This is a genomic window from Brevibacillus sp. BD137, assembly GCF_041644655.1.
GTDB classification, from domain to species: Bacteria; Bacillota; Bacilli; order Brevibacillales; family Brevibacillaceae; genus Brevibacillus; species Brevibacillus brevis_D.
The window spans coordinates 211120-226055 of sequence record NZ_JAOTNO010000006.1; the positions used below are offsets into that span (position 1 = coordinate 211120).

A 14936-nucleotide genomic window follows, 5' to 3' on the forward strand; every position below is an offset into this window, starting at 1 on the left:
TCGATGCAGCCGAGCTTAGACCAGTAATCATAGAAACGAAAAAGACGCCAAACATCAGCTTGGCGCTGTGTGGCGTCTTTTGGCTTATTCATTAATGTTTGTCAATGGAGAACTCAACCGTAGCATCCGTGAACTTCTTGGAAGCTCTTTTCAGTTTGATTTGCAAACCGATTTGCGGCAGGATTTTACCGACTTCCGGTACTTCTGGCATCGAGTAGTCATCACTGTCGTCAAACTCCTTAACACCTTTCAACGGATCGTATTGCATCGTTCCATAGATGTAATCCAGATCCATACCGGATGTGTTGTTCGGGCTAAACGCAGCATCGTTCACCTGATAGCGGGAGTCTGCGATTGCGCTTTTGTTACCCTCATCATTGTTCCAGTAACGTACTTCCTGATGGGCATCTACTACACCGAGCAAGCCGTAGCCTGGGTGCTGGCTCGTATTGTTATCACGTGTTCTTTCGTAGCGACCATCAAAGTACCAGATCACCATACCTGGATCATACGTGAAGAAGGAGTCATTTCGGCGGAAGTACTTCAGTCCAGCGTCAATTCCTTCGTGAGAGCGCAGCTCAACCAAATAGTACGAATCGTACATTTTGCCTTTTCCATCGAAGTGGATGAAGCCATCCAACTTGAACTTCTTCTCACCCTCTGCATCATCCGCGAAGATAACTTGCCCATCTGCCACTACTTCAAAGTTATCGAGATAGAAGCCGTCCAACACGTAAGCGACGTCCGTCACATAGTTAAACTCGACTTGCACTTTTTTGCCGACAAACTCATTCAGGCTAATTTCTTCTTTGTCCCAGCCTTTTGTTACATCATCGAATTTTTGCACTTCTTTTTTCTCACCTGTATCCGCATCGATTACATTGACGGAGAGGTAATCATAGCCTTCCTCAATGTTTCTCCATGAGTCGAATTTCATCGTGGCGGAGCTGACCCCAGTCAAATCGATCACATCGGAAGTCATTTTGGTGTTCAGTTTGTTTCCTTCATCCGAGAAGTATGCGTAGCCACCATCTTTTGGCTCAACCGGCGGTTTCTTTTCAACTTTCGGCATATTCAGTTTGACGACTTTTCCGTTTTTCTCAATGCTGCTCGCATCAATGAGCTGAACCGTTTTCTTGCGTTTTTCTACATCTTTGTAGTCCAGAACAGTCGGAGCAATCCAGTTGCCGCCAAACATTTGTTGTAGAACCATTTTGGACCAAGGATCAAGGCCTGTAGGTTCTGTTTGGAAGACCTTACCTGTATGGCTACCGGACGACATGAGGGACCAAGCACCTACTGGCGAATCTTTTCCGGCTCTTGTCGTGTCATACAAGTCTGGCAAACCGAGATTGTGTCCGTATTCGTGAGTGAATACACCTGGGGCGCCATCTTCAGGCTGGATCATGTAATCAAATGCCTTGAGGCCTGTTCCAGGAATTTCCACCGGCTTTTTCAAAGTCCAACGGTGAGACCAGATCGCATCTGGATCTTCCCCTGTCTCTTCTCCGATCCCCGCATGAACGAGCATGAGGTTGTCCAGATTGCCATCCGGCTCCATTAGGTCTCCATCACCATCGATATCATACGGATCGCGCTGATCGTACAATTCCTCTTTCCCGGCAATGGATTCCCCAACCGCCGCCAAGGTCTCGATTACCAGATCGCGCGGATTGGAATCGTCACCAGCCTTGGAGTTCCCTCCATAATACTTGTAGCCGTTCTCTGCCATTTGCCATGGCGTTACCACACCATCAACGGTCCACGTTCTTCCCGATTGCAGATAGAAGTATTTCGCCATTGTTGTCATGCCGATTCCTTCAGGAGTTTTGTACCCCTCCTGATCAAACAGCATTTCTTTGTAATGCTTTTCGTTGAAGTCTTCCGTCCAAAGCGAGTCACTCACTTTTGGTAGCTGATTATGCTCCCGGTCAGGGTACTCGACAAGAGCGACAACGATGTTATCTGTATGTAGACGCTTGGAAGCACGCACTTCATCGCCGTCTTCCATCTCAGCTACTTTCTGCACAGCATCAGCCAATGCTGCCTGCTGTCCTCTGCTCGCTTCCTTACCGTAAGAAGACGACTCATCAATGCCGTGCGGTACTTTTTTGTCTTCGAAGTACTCGAGCAATGCCTCGTCAATCTCTTCCTGATCGGCGTCTTCATCAATGATTCCTTGCTCCATTAACCCTTTAATCAGTCGATCCAGGTTAACAGTGGACAAATCTACATGCAGATCATGCTTGTCCTCTTTTGATTTGGCCAAACCCGTTGCAGGTGCAGCCACGAAAGTACTGAGCAGGAGTGAGGAGGAAAATAAAACGGATAAGAGCTTTTTGCTTTTCTTCACTGCGGTTCACCCTCTTTTTCTATCTATTTGTGATGCATCGGAAAATTAAACCCCCAATTCCGACTATTTTTAATTATTACGCGATACGTAATCTTTGCCAAATTTTTTCCTTCGACAAAAAAGCCTTCACGTTCAAAAGAAATTGCTCAATAAGGCTATCGACCTACTTGCAACAAGTGCCGAATTTTCGGCTGATCATTTACACATAGGGTCTCTATTTGATATATGCTTGGTATGTCTACTGCCTAAGGACCTACAAGAATTTTGTCGAATTACGTCGAAAAAACCCGATACTTTTCGATAAAATATTCCTTTCGCCCCTCCTCTTTCTTGCAAAACACCTCGATTATCGGTACGATCGAATAAAAATGCTCGTGTTTTCCATGGAGGATTTTGATGCTGCAAACATTTGGTTTTTCTCTGTATGAGAGTAAAGTTTATGAAGCGTTGGCGTCTAGCGGCGAGCCTCTCGATGCGGCAATGGTCGTGAAGCATTCAGGGGTGCCAAAGGCCAAAATTTACGAGGTGCTCAATCGTCTGGTAGAAAAGGGGATGGTTCTTGACACCATATCGGAAAAGAAGAAGCGGTATACAGCCCTTCCTCTGGACAGCCTGGTAGAAAAGCTGACCCGCCAATTTCAAACGGACGTCAAAAAATTAACCAGCTCCCTTTCTCATAAAACCGTACGTGATGACCGAGTCTGGAGCCTGAAGGTTGACGAATCAATTCGCGCAGAATGTAAACAACTGATCCAACGAGCGACTCGGTCTATTCGTATCTCCGCCTGGTCCGATGATTTTTTAGAGTATGTCCCCCTACTTGAGAGGAAAGAAAAGGAAGGCGTAGAGATCGAAGCCTTGGTGATCGGGCAGATTAACACCACGCTTTCCTGTGTTCATTCCTTTATCCCGGTGCAAGAGCATCAAGGCTTGGAGCGCTATCAGCTAATCGTAGCGGACCAAGATGAAATGATTTTTGCAGGTGAGGAGGACACAGGCTGGCATGCGATCAAGACACGCGGTCAACCGTTCGTCAAATTTTTTGCCGATTCTTTTTACCATGATGTCGCGCTGACAAAAATCACCCAAAAATATGTGGATCAACTGTTTGACGATGAAGAAATCCGCAAGATGATCATCCGTCTCCGATACTGATAATCCCTCGACTTTGGCTTTTGGCCGAAGTCTTTTCTATTTATATGGAGAATTTTCTAGTTGCACAAGAACAAAAAGGTTACTATTATGGTAGTAACCTTTTTGTTGAAAGGAGCTATTGTCTTGAATCCACGTGTCTTCATCTTAGCGATTGCTACCTTTGTCGTAGGTACGGTGGAATTGATTATCGGTGGTACGCTTGATCTGATTGCTCGTGATCTTCAGGTATCGATTAGCGCTGCCGGACAATTAATCACCATTTTCTCGCTTGCCTTTGCCATTGCTGCTCCTCTGCTCCTGCATGTTACAAGGCGCGTCGAGCGTAAAAAGCTATACTTGTATGCATTAGCAGCCTTTTTCCTGAGTAATGTGCTCGCTGCACTTAGTCCGAGCTACGCGGTATTAATGACGGCGCGCGTCTTGAGCGCAGCAAGTAGCTCCATCCTGATTGTGCTGTCGATTACAATTGCAACGAATCTTGTGGAACCTGCTTATCGCGGCCGCGCCATTGGGGTTATTTTCATGGGGATTAGCGGTTCGCTCGTACTCGGTGTCCCTGTCGGACTGGCTCTGGGGAATGCCTTCGGATGGCGTGCCCCCTTTTGGCTAATTGCAGCTCTGAGTATTGTCGCGATGATTTTTATCCTCTTATTTTTGCCAAAAGTTCAAACCGCACCGCCGATCCCGCTGCGTGATCAAATGACTACCCTCCGTAGCGGCAAGCTATTCAGCGCCTTGTTTATCGTTTTGTTAATGCTGACAGGTCACTTGACGCTATATGCATACTTCACCCCTTATCTGCAAACGACGATGAATGTCGATGGAACGACACTGAGCTGGATTTATCTCTTGTTTGGGCTTGCAGCCGTTGCTGGCGGCGGTATTGGCGGTTGGATCGCAGATAAATGGGGAGCAACCAAAAGCATACTGTTCATCATTCCAGTGTTTGGCTTGATCATGTGTGTCTTGCCGTTTTTTACAGGCTCGCTTTATTTGTTCTTGCCGATCATGGTCATCTGGAGTGCGCTTAGCTGGGCTATTTCGCCAGCGCAGCAAAACTATTTGATCTCCTGCTCACCTGCTACTGCGGATATTCAATTGAGCTTGAATACTTCTGCCCAGCATTTAGGTATCGCCCTTGGCTCTCTGGCTGGCGGCCTCGTCGTCGAACGGTCATCCGTCATCTACACGCCTTGGGTTGGAGCCGTGTTCGTCCTGATTTCATTCGGATTTGCCTTTTACTCGGTCTCACGTCCATTTCAAGCACAGGAAAGCCAAGTGGTACAACCTGCGCCAGGACACCATGCATAGAGACTCGCAAAAGCAAAAAGCCGTCAACTGTTTGACGGCTTTTTCTTATCTTCCTAGTATCGTTTTCGTTACGAGCCTATTTCACCGGCAACCAGACGGTAAATCTCGTGATTCCCCGCTCGGACCAAACCTCAATTTTCCCCTTGTACTTGTGAACAACTGCATCTACGATCGTCAGTCCCGTTCCACGCGAGCCACATTTTTTCTCTGTTTTCGTTTTCGTTGTATAGCCATTCTCGAATATACGTGCTCGTTGTTCTGGCGTTATTTCCGGTCCTGTATTTTCAACTTGGAAAATAACATGTTCCTCATCACAGCAAAATGAAATGCTGACTCGCTTTTCCCCATCCGCTAAATCAGCCGCTTCAATCGCATTATCAATAAGATTCGATAAAATTTTTATGAGATCAACGGAAGGAATGCTATCAATTGGATCAGAACATTCTTCAAATTGCATTACGATTTGTTTGGATTTAGCCTGCTCCCATTTGGTGTGAAGCAATACCATTAAGGCAGGATTCGCAAACCTCACGGTGAGGTCCAAAAGCTTGGTTTCTTTCAGCAACGACTGTACGTAATCTCGTGCTTTTGGATAATATCCGCATTCGATCAAACCGTAGAGCACTTGCATGTGATTGACGAAATCATGGCGTATGGAGCGCATCGAACAAATGACTGAGCGCAATTCATCCTGATAGGTTTCTTCCGTCTCGTCAACTGCTGCCTTGATGGCACGTTGGTACCAGCGTTCCATGCAAAGAACCAGGAAGATCAGTACGACGACAAACAAACCTTGAATCGCAAAAACAGGAATGCTGCTACGAACGACATCATCTCCAATGTCCTCGACGATGGCTACGTCCGTATCTACTCCAATGATTCCGATGATTCTTCCTTCTTTATCTCTAAGCGGCGCGCCAGCAGACAAGTAGACCCCGTAATTTGGATCCCTGATAATATCTGAGTAGTACGTTGATGATCCTTCGTAAATCATTTGAATGTGCTTAGAAGATAGAACAATAGGCATACCGATATCAAAAGTTTGCTTCGCATTTGGAGGCCTTGCGACGATCATTGCGCGACCACTCTGCCTGTCTTCACTGATTTGAATCGTGTATAAATACAGCAGACCGAGCTGCTCACGCGCTTGATTCAATTGCTGTTCGATTCGTTTATAGGCGGGGGTCCCTTTTACCGGATTTCGTAAAAACTCCTGATACGCGTCAACATCTAGACTGTCTGCTACTGTAGAGGCAGCTTTCATGCTTTGATTCGCAATGGAGAGTCGGACGGATTGAATCGTATTGAAATAAGAAATCGCGATGCTTACACAAGTCAAGATCAAAACAAGGATGCTAGAAACGAGCATAATGATTAGAACTCTGGGGTTTTTTGGGTGTGTACTCGTCATAATCTCCTCAATCCATCTGTGCAAAAAGTCGTCTTTTGTTTATTTGGTTGTACTAAAAACACGACTTTTTGAACATGTCTCTCTAATATTCTAGAGATTTCTACTGGAAATGTCTACATAATATGAATGTAGCTTCATTATAGTTATCGAAATCATACATTGAATTATGATTCGGAATATTTTTATAATAAGGCGAATACGAAATACCAATCTCTTTCCCTAGGAAAAAGGAGTGGGTTCGATGGAAGAAAAATGGTTTGCCCGGCTACAGGAGATTTATCCAGAGCTTGTTACATTCAGACGTGATTTGCATATGTATCCCGAGCTTTCCTTTCAGGAGGAAAACACAGCGAAGAAAGTAGCAGACAAGCTGGCTTCTTTTGGTATAGAGGTACAAACTGGTGTTGGTGGCATGGGTGTTGTCGGTCTCTTGAGGGGTGGAAAACCAGGAAAAACAGTTGCGTTGCGCGCTGACTTCGATGCCTTACCCATCCACGATGAAAAAGAAGTACCGTATAAGTCCCGCATTCCAGGCGTCATGCACGCGTGCGGTCACGATATACATACCTCCGGACTTTTAGGAGTCGCACAAGTGTTGAGCGAGTTTCGCGATGAGCTCCCAGGAAATGTGGTATTTCTGCATCAGTTCGCGGAAGAGCTGCCACCTGGTGGCGCCAAAGCAATGGTGGAGGCGGGTTGTCTCGAAGGAGTCGATGTTGTGTATGGCGCACACGTTGCCTCCGAGCTTCCCGTAGGCACTGTCGGAATCGGTCATGGCTACATTACAGCAGCAGCAGACAGCTTCGAGATCGTTTTGTACGGAAAAGGCGGACACGGTGCTTATCCTCATACCTCCGTTGATCCAATCGTATTGGGCAGTCAGGTTGTCATGAATTTGCAGCAGATTGCCAGCCGTCAGGTAGATCCGCTGAAACAAGTCGTTCTGTCTGTTTGCTCCTTCGTGGGCGGGGGCGAAGCGTTTAACGTCATCCCTGATCAAGTGAGGCTCAAGGGGACTGTCCGCACGTATGACGAGGAAGTAAGGGTAGCCGTCGAGCAATCTCTGAAACGTATCGTGGAAGCCAGCTGCCAGGCAGTCGGCGCTACTTGCGAAATCATGTACCAACGCGGCTACCCAGCTACTTGGAACGATGAGACAGAAACTCCGCTACTTGCTGAAGAAGCCAAACGTATTTTTGGCGAGGAGCGCGTCTTGAAAATCCCACCTGGCATGGGCGGAGAGGATTTTGCTTACTTTGCCCAAGAGCGCCCCGCTACCTTCTTCATGGTCGGTGGACGCAATCCAGAGATTCAAGCGACATATCCGCATCATCATCCCAAATTCGATGTCGATGAGCGCTCCATGATTCAAACCGGTCAGTTATTCATTGCAGCGTTGCTTGCCTATCAGGCACGTCATCAATAAGCGGAAAAAGTCGAAAGGCAAGGGCCTCATGCTCCTTGCCTTTTTTCTGCCGCCGTATTCACACCTCGTGTCCGACAATCCAGTCCAGTCTTCTGCTCTGGATACGGGCAGGGATCGTTTTCAGCAGGAAATGACGAGCCGCGATGGCGAGCGGATTTTCCCATTGGGTGACTGCCCCCATCAAGCGGGAGCCTTTCACAATCGCATTCGCTCGCTTCTTTCGTATCTCTTCATACATGCGCAAAGCGTGAGCCGAGTCCTTGTCGTCATCTGCCAGGCATCTGGCCAGCACAAGTGCGTCTTCCATTCCCTGACCCGCGCCTTGCCCCAGATTCGGCAGCATCGGATGTGCCGCATCGCCCACTAATGTAACACGCCCCTCACTCCATCTCCTGAGTGGTGTACGGTCGTAAATATCATGCCGCAAGATGGCTGCATCCTCTGTCGCCTCAATCACTGCCCGTACTGGCTCATACCAGCCGTCCAGTCGGCACAACGTCTCCCGCTTCCTTCCCATCGGCCCATCTTGTTCTCCCTCAGGTGCATTGATGGCGGCAAACCAATGAATTCGATTGTTGCCGATATGGGAAAACCCGAATCGAATCCCCCTTCCCCATGCTTCAAAGCCTCCTCCTGATTCCAATGGATAACGAGGGTCTTTGTAAGTAGCAATTCCGCGAATCGCCGTATACCCGGAGTATCTCATCGACTCTTCACCGAACAAGCTCTTCCGTACACGGGAGTGAATCCCGTCCGCTCCGATCAGAATCGTCCCATGTGTACGTGACCCATCTGCAAAAACGGCATGAACCCTTTCTTCTTCTGGAGAAAATGAAACGAACTGCTTGCCTAAAACCAATTCATGCGTCGAGATTTTCACCAAAAGAGCCTGCTGTAGATCAGCCCGATGAATCAAGTAGCTGTCAGCCCCGTACCGTTCCGCTTGTTCCGCGACGGGTAGCTCGACTAATAAATTTCCTTTCCAGTCGCGAATCCGTGCTGAACGGACAGCTGCTCCAAGTTCGCGTACTTCCTGTCCAACTCCCAGCTTATCCAATGCCTTCATGGCATTGGCAGCCAGAACAATTCCAGCGCCGATGCCTTTATGCTCCTTTGCCTGCTCATAAAGCGTCACTTGCCAGCCCTTTTGCTTCAAAGCAAGCGCAGTTGCGAGCCCACTCAAGCCTGCCCCGATGATCACCGCGTGTTTTTCGTTGCTCATCGCTCTTTCTCCTCATTAGAAAAGATTCATACTCAAATACCGCTCCCCCGTGTCAGGCGCAATGCAAACGACTCGTTTCCCCACTCCCAGCCTTTTGGCAATCGTGATGGCAGCAAAGACCGAGGCACCCGATGAAGGGCCGACGAGAATCCCTTCCAGCGCTGCAAGCTGCCTCATGCTTTGCAGGGCGTCTTCGTCTGCGATTTGAATGATTTCATTATAAATGCTTGTATTGAGGATTTGTGGAACAAAACCGGGGCTCGTGCCCACCAGTTTATGTGGACCAGGCTTTCCGCCAGATAGAACCGGGGAGCCTTTTGGTTCGACGACAGCGATATACAGCTCCGGGAGCTTTTCGCGCAACGCTTCGCCTGTTCCGGTAATCGTTCCTCCCGTCCCAGCTGTGGCGACAAAAGCATCCAGTTGACCATTCATTTGCGCAAAAATTTCCTTAGCTGTCGTCATTCGATGAATGTCCGGGTTCGCCTGATTTTCGAATTGCTGGGGAATAAAGCTGCGCGGAATCTCTTTTTGCAGCTCTTGCGCTTTGGCAATCGCCCCCGGCATCCTCAGCTCGCTCGGAGTCAAGACAACCTCTGCCCCATACGCTTTCAATATATTGATCCGTTCCTTCGACATATTGTCAGGCATGACCAAAATCGCACGATAGCCTTTTGCTGCGGCATTCATCGCCAAGCCGATTCCGGTATTGCCGCTCGTTGGCTCTATGATCGTATCCCCCGGTTGGATCAGTCCTGCTTGCTCAGCCGTCAAAATCAGATTGTAGGCAGCGCGGTCCTTCACACTCCCTGACGGATTGAATTTCTCGAGCTTCACAAAAACTTCTGCTGCTCCTTCAGGAACCATGCGCCTCAGTCGAACAATCGGCGTGTTTCCAATCAATTCGGTAATGTTCTGGTAGACGCTCATCGTATTCCTCCTGGAAAATATGCCTTCATGTCATTATCCCTTAGTAATACTATAAGAATAATACAATTTTTCTGCCCTGAAAACGATAAGGGTGCTTAAATGAGAAAAAGCTCTCGAAGGAGAGCCTTGTTTCTGTCTAAAAACCATACTTTGCTTTTGTCTGATTCAGTACATTCACCGCTTGTTGATACAGACCGTTCGCGGTTTCTTTCACTTTTGCTTGTCCGCTTTTGCCTACCGAGCCTTGACGCTGCTTCGCCTGCGCGATTGAATCAGTCGCCGTCTTGATAGCCGCGTGGACTGCTTTTTCCCGTTTCTCGGCATCCGACACACTCGCTTTGATTTCCGCCCAAATCGTTTGGATGTCCTTCATGTCGGTCTCCATGATGGCGATCATTTCCTGCATGTTTTTGTTTTTATCCTGGATCGAGCCATCCATGGTGTTCATCCCATCGACCAACACCTTCATACTGCCCAGCGTTCCTTGCATGACCTCGAATTCCATCTTGCTCAAGCCTGGCTGCGTCGAATAGGTACGAATCTCTTCCAAAAGTCTTTGCAACTCCGCTATTTGATCGTTTGAAAACTGCGCTTCATCCGTAAATTGCAGCTCGTCCAAATACTTTGCCGTTTCAATCAGATCAGCCTCTAGCTTTCCTGTCTTTTCTACTTTTTTGGCGAAGTCCACACGCGCTTTTTCTTTGGCTTGTTGTTCTGCTGCTGCTTTCTTTTTTACTTCTGCTTCCTCATTGATGCGCTTGGTTAATGTCGTCAATTTGCTTTCGTACGCGCTTTTGTTTGTGGCAATAAGACTCGTCTGTCCTTTATTTTCTTCCATCAGCAACCCGTCAAATTGGAGCTCGTCACCCTTCACTGTGCCGATGATATCCTGACCCGTTGCCGGATTTTTGAGGGTCAGCTGCTTCCCATCTATCGTCCCCTCTAGCAAGATCGACTCGGTTTTCAGAACCGGGATGCTGTCTTCCGTTTCGACGATGGAATCTGTTATTTCTACGTTTACTTTCTCGTTATTTACCGTGACACTCGTGTAAAACATACGTGTATCGTCTTCGTACAAATACCCTTCTGCCAGTGTCACAGGAGCAAAGAAACGATAGCCTGCGTAACCCAGCAATGCGACGATGACCAGAGCCATGACGATCATGATGCTTTTGTTTTTTCCCTTCATGCTGCGACCCCTTTACCCACAAATTCTATTACGTTTGACCTGTTTTTCCTGCCAAAACGTGCCATAGTAATATGATACATGAATCGCGCTGGAAAACCCTATGAGTCTAAAGGCCAAAACAAGCTTAAATATAGGTATTACCAAAATCGTGGCTAAAATCGAGCGTTTGGTTTTCTTCAATCGTAACTTTTGAAAGTACATGTTTATACAACAAAAACGTAGCGGCTTCGAAACTTTCCCAATCCCTAACGTACGGATTTAACGTATAGGCAGTAAGGTCATCTACAGGTTCCTGCAAATTTCGAATGGTTTGTTTTGACACTACTAAGATATGATACTCCCCAGCAGGCACGTTGCCGATCTCGTAATTTCCATACCCATTTGCTTTTGCAGCATACAATCTCGAGCCTTTTGGAGCAATGGTCTCATACAAAAACGTACTCTCTTCCAGATCCGTAATCGTATTTTTATCAAAGTCAGTAGGAATGAGGTAAATCCTTGCATTCACATCCGGCTTCGTCCCAACAAAATCGTTATACTGCCACGTAATCGTACCCTTGAGTGCTCCCTTTTGAGTAGGAAGTGCTGTTCGTGCTACCTGTTCTCCTACATCTACATTACTTTGTTGTCCTTGCGTTTCTACAGGGTAAGCCGCTGGCATCGCCACGTCTGTTGCACCATTTTCCTCCGACGAAACAGGCACAGCATTTGACTGCTGATTTGCGCCCGCTTCCTGACCTGTAGACACCGGATTTACAGGTGCAGTCTGATTCGTTTCCTTTTTCGCTACGGGTCTCGGTCCTAACAGATCATCAAGGTTTTTCCCAGATAAATAGAAAATAGCACCGCTAGCAATTCCGAGGATGATGGCAATTACCAATAAAAAAGTAAGGAGTTCTTTGAAAAATCCGGGCTTCTTCGCTGCTTTTGCTGTTTTGGCCTCTGCCATGGTACCCCTCCGTCTGTCTCTCTGTCATGCTATATGAAGACTTTTCCAATCAATATTTTACCAATAGATAGAATCTAGGTCTAGGCTCCTATGACTTGCACTGTACAGGGAACAGGAAAAAGCCGATGTCTACCAAACATCGGCCTCTCGCACTTTCATTCCGTTATACCTCAACCATTTCACGCTCGGACGGATAATACATGCCTGCTGCACCGAGCACACCTGCTTCCGCTCCAATGGTCGTCAACTGGATGCTCGCTTGGTTTGCCATCCGAGAGATTGAACGCTCGCGAATGACGTTCTTCGCTTCTGCAAGCAGTAGCTGTCCGTTCTTCATCACACCGCCACCAATGACAATCACTTGTGGATTGAACAGGTGGATCAGATTGGTCAGTCCGACCCCGAGATAATAACCTGCTTCCTTCATCAAGGTCATGCTGAGCAAATCTCCGCGAACCGCTGCCTCTCCGACCTCTCTAGCCGTTATCCTGCTCAGGTCATTCCCATTTTCAACGAGTAACGAGCTTGTAGCACCCTGTTGAAGCTGTTCCCTAGCCCTGCTTGCCAAAGCCAGCCCAGACGTGTAATTTTCCAAACATCCTCTATTCCCGCACACGCACAACGGTCCTTCTGGATCAAGCGAAATATGCCCGAACTCCCCGGCACTATCGCCAACACCTGTAATCAGCCGTCCTCCACTGATAATCCCAGCACCAACACCCGTACTGACCGTTACATAAATCAAGTCTTTCGTGCCTCGTGCACTTCCAAACGCCCATTCTGCTACCGCTGCTGCATTGGCATCATTGATCAATTGCACGGCTACGCCAAACCGCTCCTGAAGGATCGCACCGATCGGCACATCGCTCCAGTTTAGATTGCTCGCAAAAATGACCATTTGCCGCTGCGTATCAATAATTCCCGCAGTTGCAATCCCGATCCCGCGAATGCGAGAGAGATGGATTCCGCTATCGTCTAGGACCGTCTGCACCAAATCACCGATGCGTCCGATGACTGCCTGCGCTGCCTCTTCTGTTTGGGTCGCTGCGTTCGCCTGCCTGAGGATGTTGCCATGCTCGTCGACGATCGCGACCATGATCTTCGTGCCTCCCAGATCAATCCCGATGGCATATGGTTTGTCTTGATTCATCTTCCGCTTCACATCCTTGCTGTCCATTCACGATTGAAAAATGGCGTCCAACGAATGGGACGTATGCGCGATCAATTGCTCAGGCAACTGGCTATAAGGCGAGATTTCCGGGATGATGTAGCCGTCGTACCCGATCTCACGCAACGCTTCCATCACGCGGTTCCATGGAATATCGCCAGCGAGCAGCGGCACGAAACCTGTGATGTTGCCTGTCGTTGTCTTAAAATCTTTGACGTGAATAGCTTGGATTCTCTTGCCCAAAATACGAATCCATTGCTCAGGAAAACCGAATTGCAACACGTTGCCTACATCAAAATAAGCGCCTACCCACGGACTATCTACTTCATCGATCAAGCGGGCCATCTCCAGTGGACTAAGCAAAAACTTGTTCCACACGTTTTCGACTCCGATGTATACCTGATGCTGCTCCGCCTTTTTCGCCAAGCGCTGCAATGCTTCACGCGACCGCTCGTAGGCTGTATCATACGACACCTCAGCAGTTACGAGACCTGGAACGACGAGGACGGTTCGCGAGCCAAAAATGCTTGCCGCCTCTATCATTTTCTCGACAACACGAATGCCTTGCTCGCGGGTCGCTTCCTCATTGTGTGTCAACGGATATTTCCATAAAAGGGCAGTAGAGACGCTTGGCAGCTCCAAACCGAGCTCGCGAGCCTCGTCTGCCAGCCCCTTTAATTCCTGCTCTGTCATCCCTAGATGAAAGGGAGCATCTCCCTCGTCCAAATTTAGTTCTACCCCTTGATAGCCATGGGCTTTCGCCTGGCGAAACATTTCTTGCACGCTCGTTTCCTTTGGGAAGCACCAAGCATTGATTCCCTTTTGAAAAGCCATGCGCCTCACTCCCCTTTTCTCAAAATAGTGACAGGCTTTCCTTCTTGTGCCGACTGATTCGCTGCCAATGTTACTTCCAGCGTCTTTCTCGCTGATTCATACGGCGACAGAATCAAGCTGCGATCCCCTGTCACAATCGCTGTAATAAACGCCCGATCTTGCTCCACGTACATATCCACTGTGCTCTCTTTCGTACTCGCTCCCTGCTCATCGATGATCGATAATTGCTTCCCGTCAATCATGACGCGGAAATCTTTGCCCAAGATTTCTACATTCGTACGGTGATCAGGCTGGATGAAGCACGTATCCAGATGTCCTAGCGCCCCTGACTGAAACACCATACTAATGGAAGTCACGTCTGGAATATCAATGTTTGGAATGTCACGCGAGACGAGCAAGGCCATCTGCGCATAGACCTTCTCAATATCTCCAGCCAAATACCGCATCATGTCCAGCGTATGTGTCGCCTGCTCGACAAGCTGTCCACCCGACTTGCCCATTTCCCTCCACCAAGGTGTCGTGACGAACTTGGTCAAATAATGACCGCGGACGAGTGCAATCGACTTGCCTTCCAAGTACGCTTTCGCTTCCTGTACGATATCGAGATAACGCAGGCAATAGCCAGTCGCAGTGATAATCCCTGCCTTTTCAATCGCTGCTTGCTTTTCATTTACTTTCTGTATGTCCAGCCCAATTGGCTTTTCGACAAACAGATGAATCCCTTTCGCAGCCGCCGTTTCCTCAATCTCTTCATGGGCAAAAGGTGGGACGCACACAAACAAAGCATCCAGCTTTTCTACCTCTACTAGCTCCCGCCAAGAGATGTAGCCATGCGCACCAATGCGCTCAGCAGTCTCAGCAGCCGCCACTTGGTTCACGTCGCATACTGCAACGACCTTTACCCTCTCGTCGGTCAACAAGCCTTTTAGATGATGCTGCCCGATTCCACCTACGCCGATCATGCCTACACGTACACTCATGCGTCCTT

Annotated in this window: 12 protein-coding genes; 3 read left to right on the forward strand and 9 right to left on the reverse strand. The window is 48.2% G+C overall.

Annotated elements, in window-relative coordinates; all coding sequences use genetic code 11:
* Nucleotides 1-91 precede the first annotated feature (91 nt).
* A complete protein-coding gene (locus ODZ53_RS15865) occupies nt 92-2353 on the reverse strand; it encodes an immune inhibitor A domain-containing protein (protein WP_372678215.1) in 2262 nt (753 codons plus the stop codon).
* Nucleotides 2354-2749: 396 nt separating this feature from the next.
* Here ODZ53_RS15865 and ODZ53_RS15870 point away from each other — a divergent pair, with 396 nt between their 5' ends.
* Nucleotides 2750-3508 (forward strand): TrmB family transcriptional regulator, encoded by a 759-nt coding sequence (locus ODZ53_RS15870; protein WP_016739335.1) that lies wholly within the window; start codon nt 2750-2752, stop codon nt 3506-3508.
* A 123-nt stretch (nt 3509-3631) separates the two neighbouring features.
* A complete protein-coding gene (locus tag ODZ53_RS15875; protein WP_012685445.1) occupies nt 3632-4819 on the forward strand; it encodes an MFS transporter in 1188 nt (395 codons plus the stop codon).
* Between the two features lie 76 nt (nt 4820-4895).
* Here ODZ53_RS15875 and ODZ53_RS15880 read toward each other — a convergent pair whose 3' ends face one another.
* Nucleotides 4896-6230 carry a sensor histidine kinase gene (locus ODZ53_RS15880; RefSeq protein WP_372678218.1) on the reverse strand — a complete coding sequence of 445 codons (1335 nt, stop codon included), beginning with the start codon at nt 6228-6230 and terminating at the stop codon, nt 4896-4898.
* Between the two features lie 241 nt (nt 6231-6471).
* On the opposite strand from ODZ53_RS15880, the gene ODZ53_RS15885 reads away from it, so the two are divergent.
* Nucleotides 6472-7656 (forward strand): amidohydrolase, encoded by a 1185-nt coding sequence (locus ODZ53_RS15885; protein WP_012685443.1) that lies wholly within the window; start codon nt 6472-6474, stop codon nt 7654-7656.
* Nucleotides 7657-7714: 58 nt separating this feature from the next.
* On the opposite strand, the gene ODZ53_RS15890 is transcribed toward ODZ53_RS15885, so the two are convergent.
* The 7 genes from ODZ53_RS15890 to ODZ53_RS15920 all read right to left on the reverse strand — a co-directional run bounded on the left by ODZ53_RS15890 (nt 7715) and on the right by ODZ53_RS15920 (nt 14928).
* Nucleotides 7715-8878 carry an FAD-dependent monooxygenase gene (locus tag ODZ53_RS15890; RefSeq protein ID WP_372678220.1) on the reverse strand — a complete coding sequence of 388 codons (1164 nt, stop codon included), beginning with the start codon at nt 8876-8878 and terminating at the stop codon, nt 7715-7717.
* Between the two features lie 15 nt (nt 8879-8893).
* Entirely contained in the window at nt 8894-9808 is a 915-nt protein-coding gene (gene cysK, locus ODZ53_RS15895) for a cysteine synthase A (protein WP_142495600.1), read from the reverse strand.
* Nucleotides 9809-9944: 136 nt separating this feature from the next.
* On the reverse strand, nt 9945-10997 hold the full coding sequence (locus tag ODZ53_RS15900) for a hypothetical protein (RefSeq protein ID WP_372678223.1): 1053 nt from the start codon (nt 10995-10997) through the stop codon (nt 9945-9947).
* A 124-nt stretch (nt 10998-11121) separates the two neighbouring features.
* Nucleotides 11122-11946, reverse strand: coding sequence for a hypothetical protein (locus ODZ53_RS15905; protein WP_372678225.1), 825 nt, complete (start codon nt 11944-11946; stop codon nt 11122-11124).
* Between the two features lie 163 nt (nt 11947-12109).
* Nucleotides 12110-13096, reverse strand: coding sequence for an ROK family protein (locus tag ODZ53_RS15910; protein WP_372678227.1), 987 nt, complete (start codon nt 13094-13096; stop codon nt 12110-12112).
* A 27-nt stretch (nt 13097-13123) separates the two neighbouring features.
* Complete coding sequence (locus ODZ53_RS15915; protein ID WP_372678229.1) at nt 13124-13948, reverse strand: sugar phosphate isomerase/epimerase family protein; 825 nt, start codon at nt 13946-13948, stop codon at nt 13124-13126.
* A 5-nt stretch (nt 13949-13953) separates the two neighbouring features.
* Entirely contained in the window at nt 13954-14928 is a 975-nt protein-coding gene (locus ODZ53_RS15920; protein ID WP_372678231.1) for a Gfo/Idh/MocA family protein, read from the reverse strand.
* Nucleotides 14929-14936 lie beyond the last annotated feature (8 nt).

Excerpts from the sequence above, each read along its gene's own strand:
- cysK (WP_142495600.1), bottom strand. The coding sequence starts at position 9,808 with ATGAGCGTCTACCAGAACATTACCGAATTGATTGGAAACACGCCGATT.
- ODZ53_RS15880 (WP_372678218.1), bottom strand. The coding sequence starts at position 6,230 with ATGACGAGTACACACCCAAAAAACCCCAGAGTTCTAATCATTATGCTC.
- ODZ53_RS15870 (WP_016739335.1), top strand. The coding sequence starts at position 2,750 with ATGCTGCAAACATTTGGTTTTTCTCTGTATGAGAGTAAAGTTTATGAA.
- ODZ53_RS15915 (WP_372678229.1), bottom strand. The coding sequence starts at position 13,948 with ATGGCTTTTCAAAAGGGAATCAATGCTTGGTGCTTCCCAAAGGAAACG.
- ODZ53_RS15890 (WP_372678220.1), bottom strand. The coding sequence starts at position 8,878 with ATGAGCAACGAAAAACACGCGGTGATCATCGGGGCAGGCTTGAGTGGG.
- ODZ53_RS15900 (WP_372678223.1), bottom strand. The coding sequence starts at position 10,997 with ATGAAGGGAAAAAACAAAAGCATCATGATCGTCATGGCTCTGGTCATC.
- ODZ53_RS15905 (WP_372678225.1), bottom strand. The coding sequence starts at position 11,946 with ATGGCAGAGGCCAAAACAGCAAAAGCAGCGAAGAAGCCCGGATTTTTC.
- ODZ53_RS15920 (WP_372678231.1), bottom strand. The coding sequence starts at position 14,928 with ATGAGTGTACGTGTAGGCATGATCGGCGTAGGTGGAATCGGGCAGCAT.
- ODZ53_RS15910 (WP_372678227.1), bottom strand. The coding sequence starts at position 13,096 with ATGAATCAAGACAAACCATATGCCATCGGGATTGATCTGGGAGGCACG.
- ODZ53_RS15885 (WP_012685443.1), top strand. The coding sequence starts at position 6,472 with ATGGAAGAAAAATGGTTTGCCCGGCTACAGGAGATTTATCCAGAGCTT.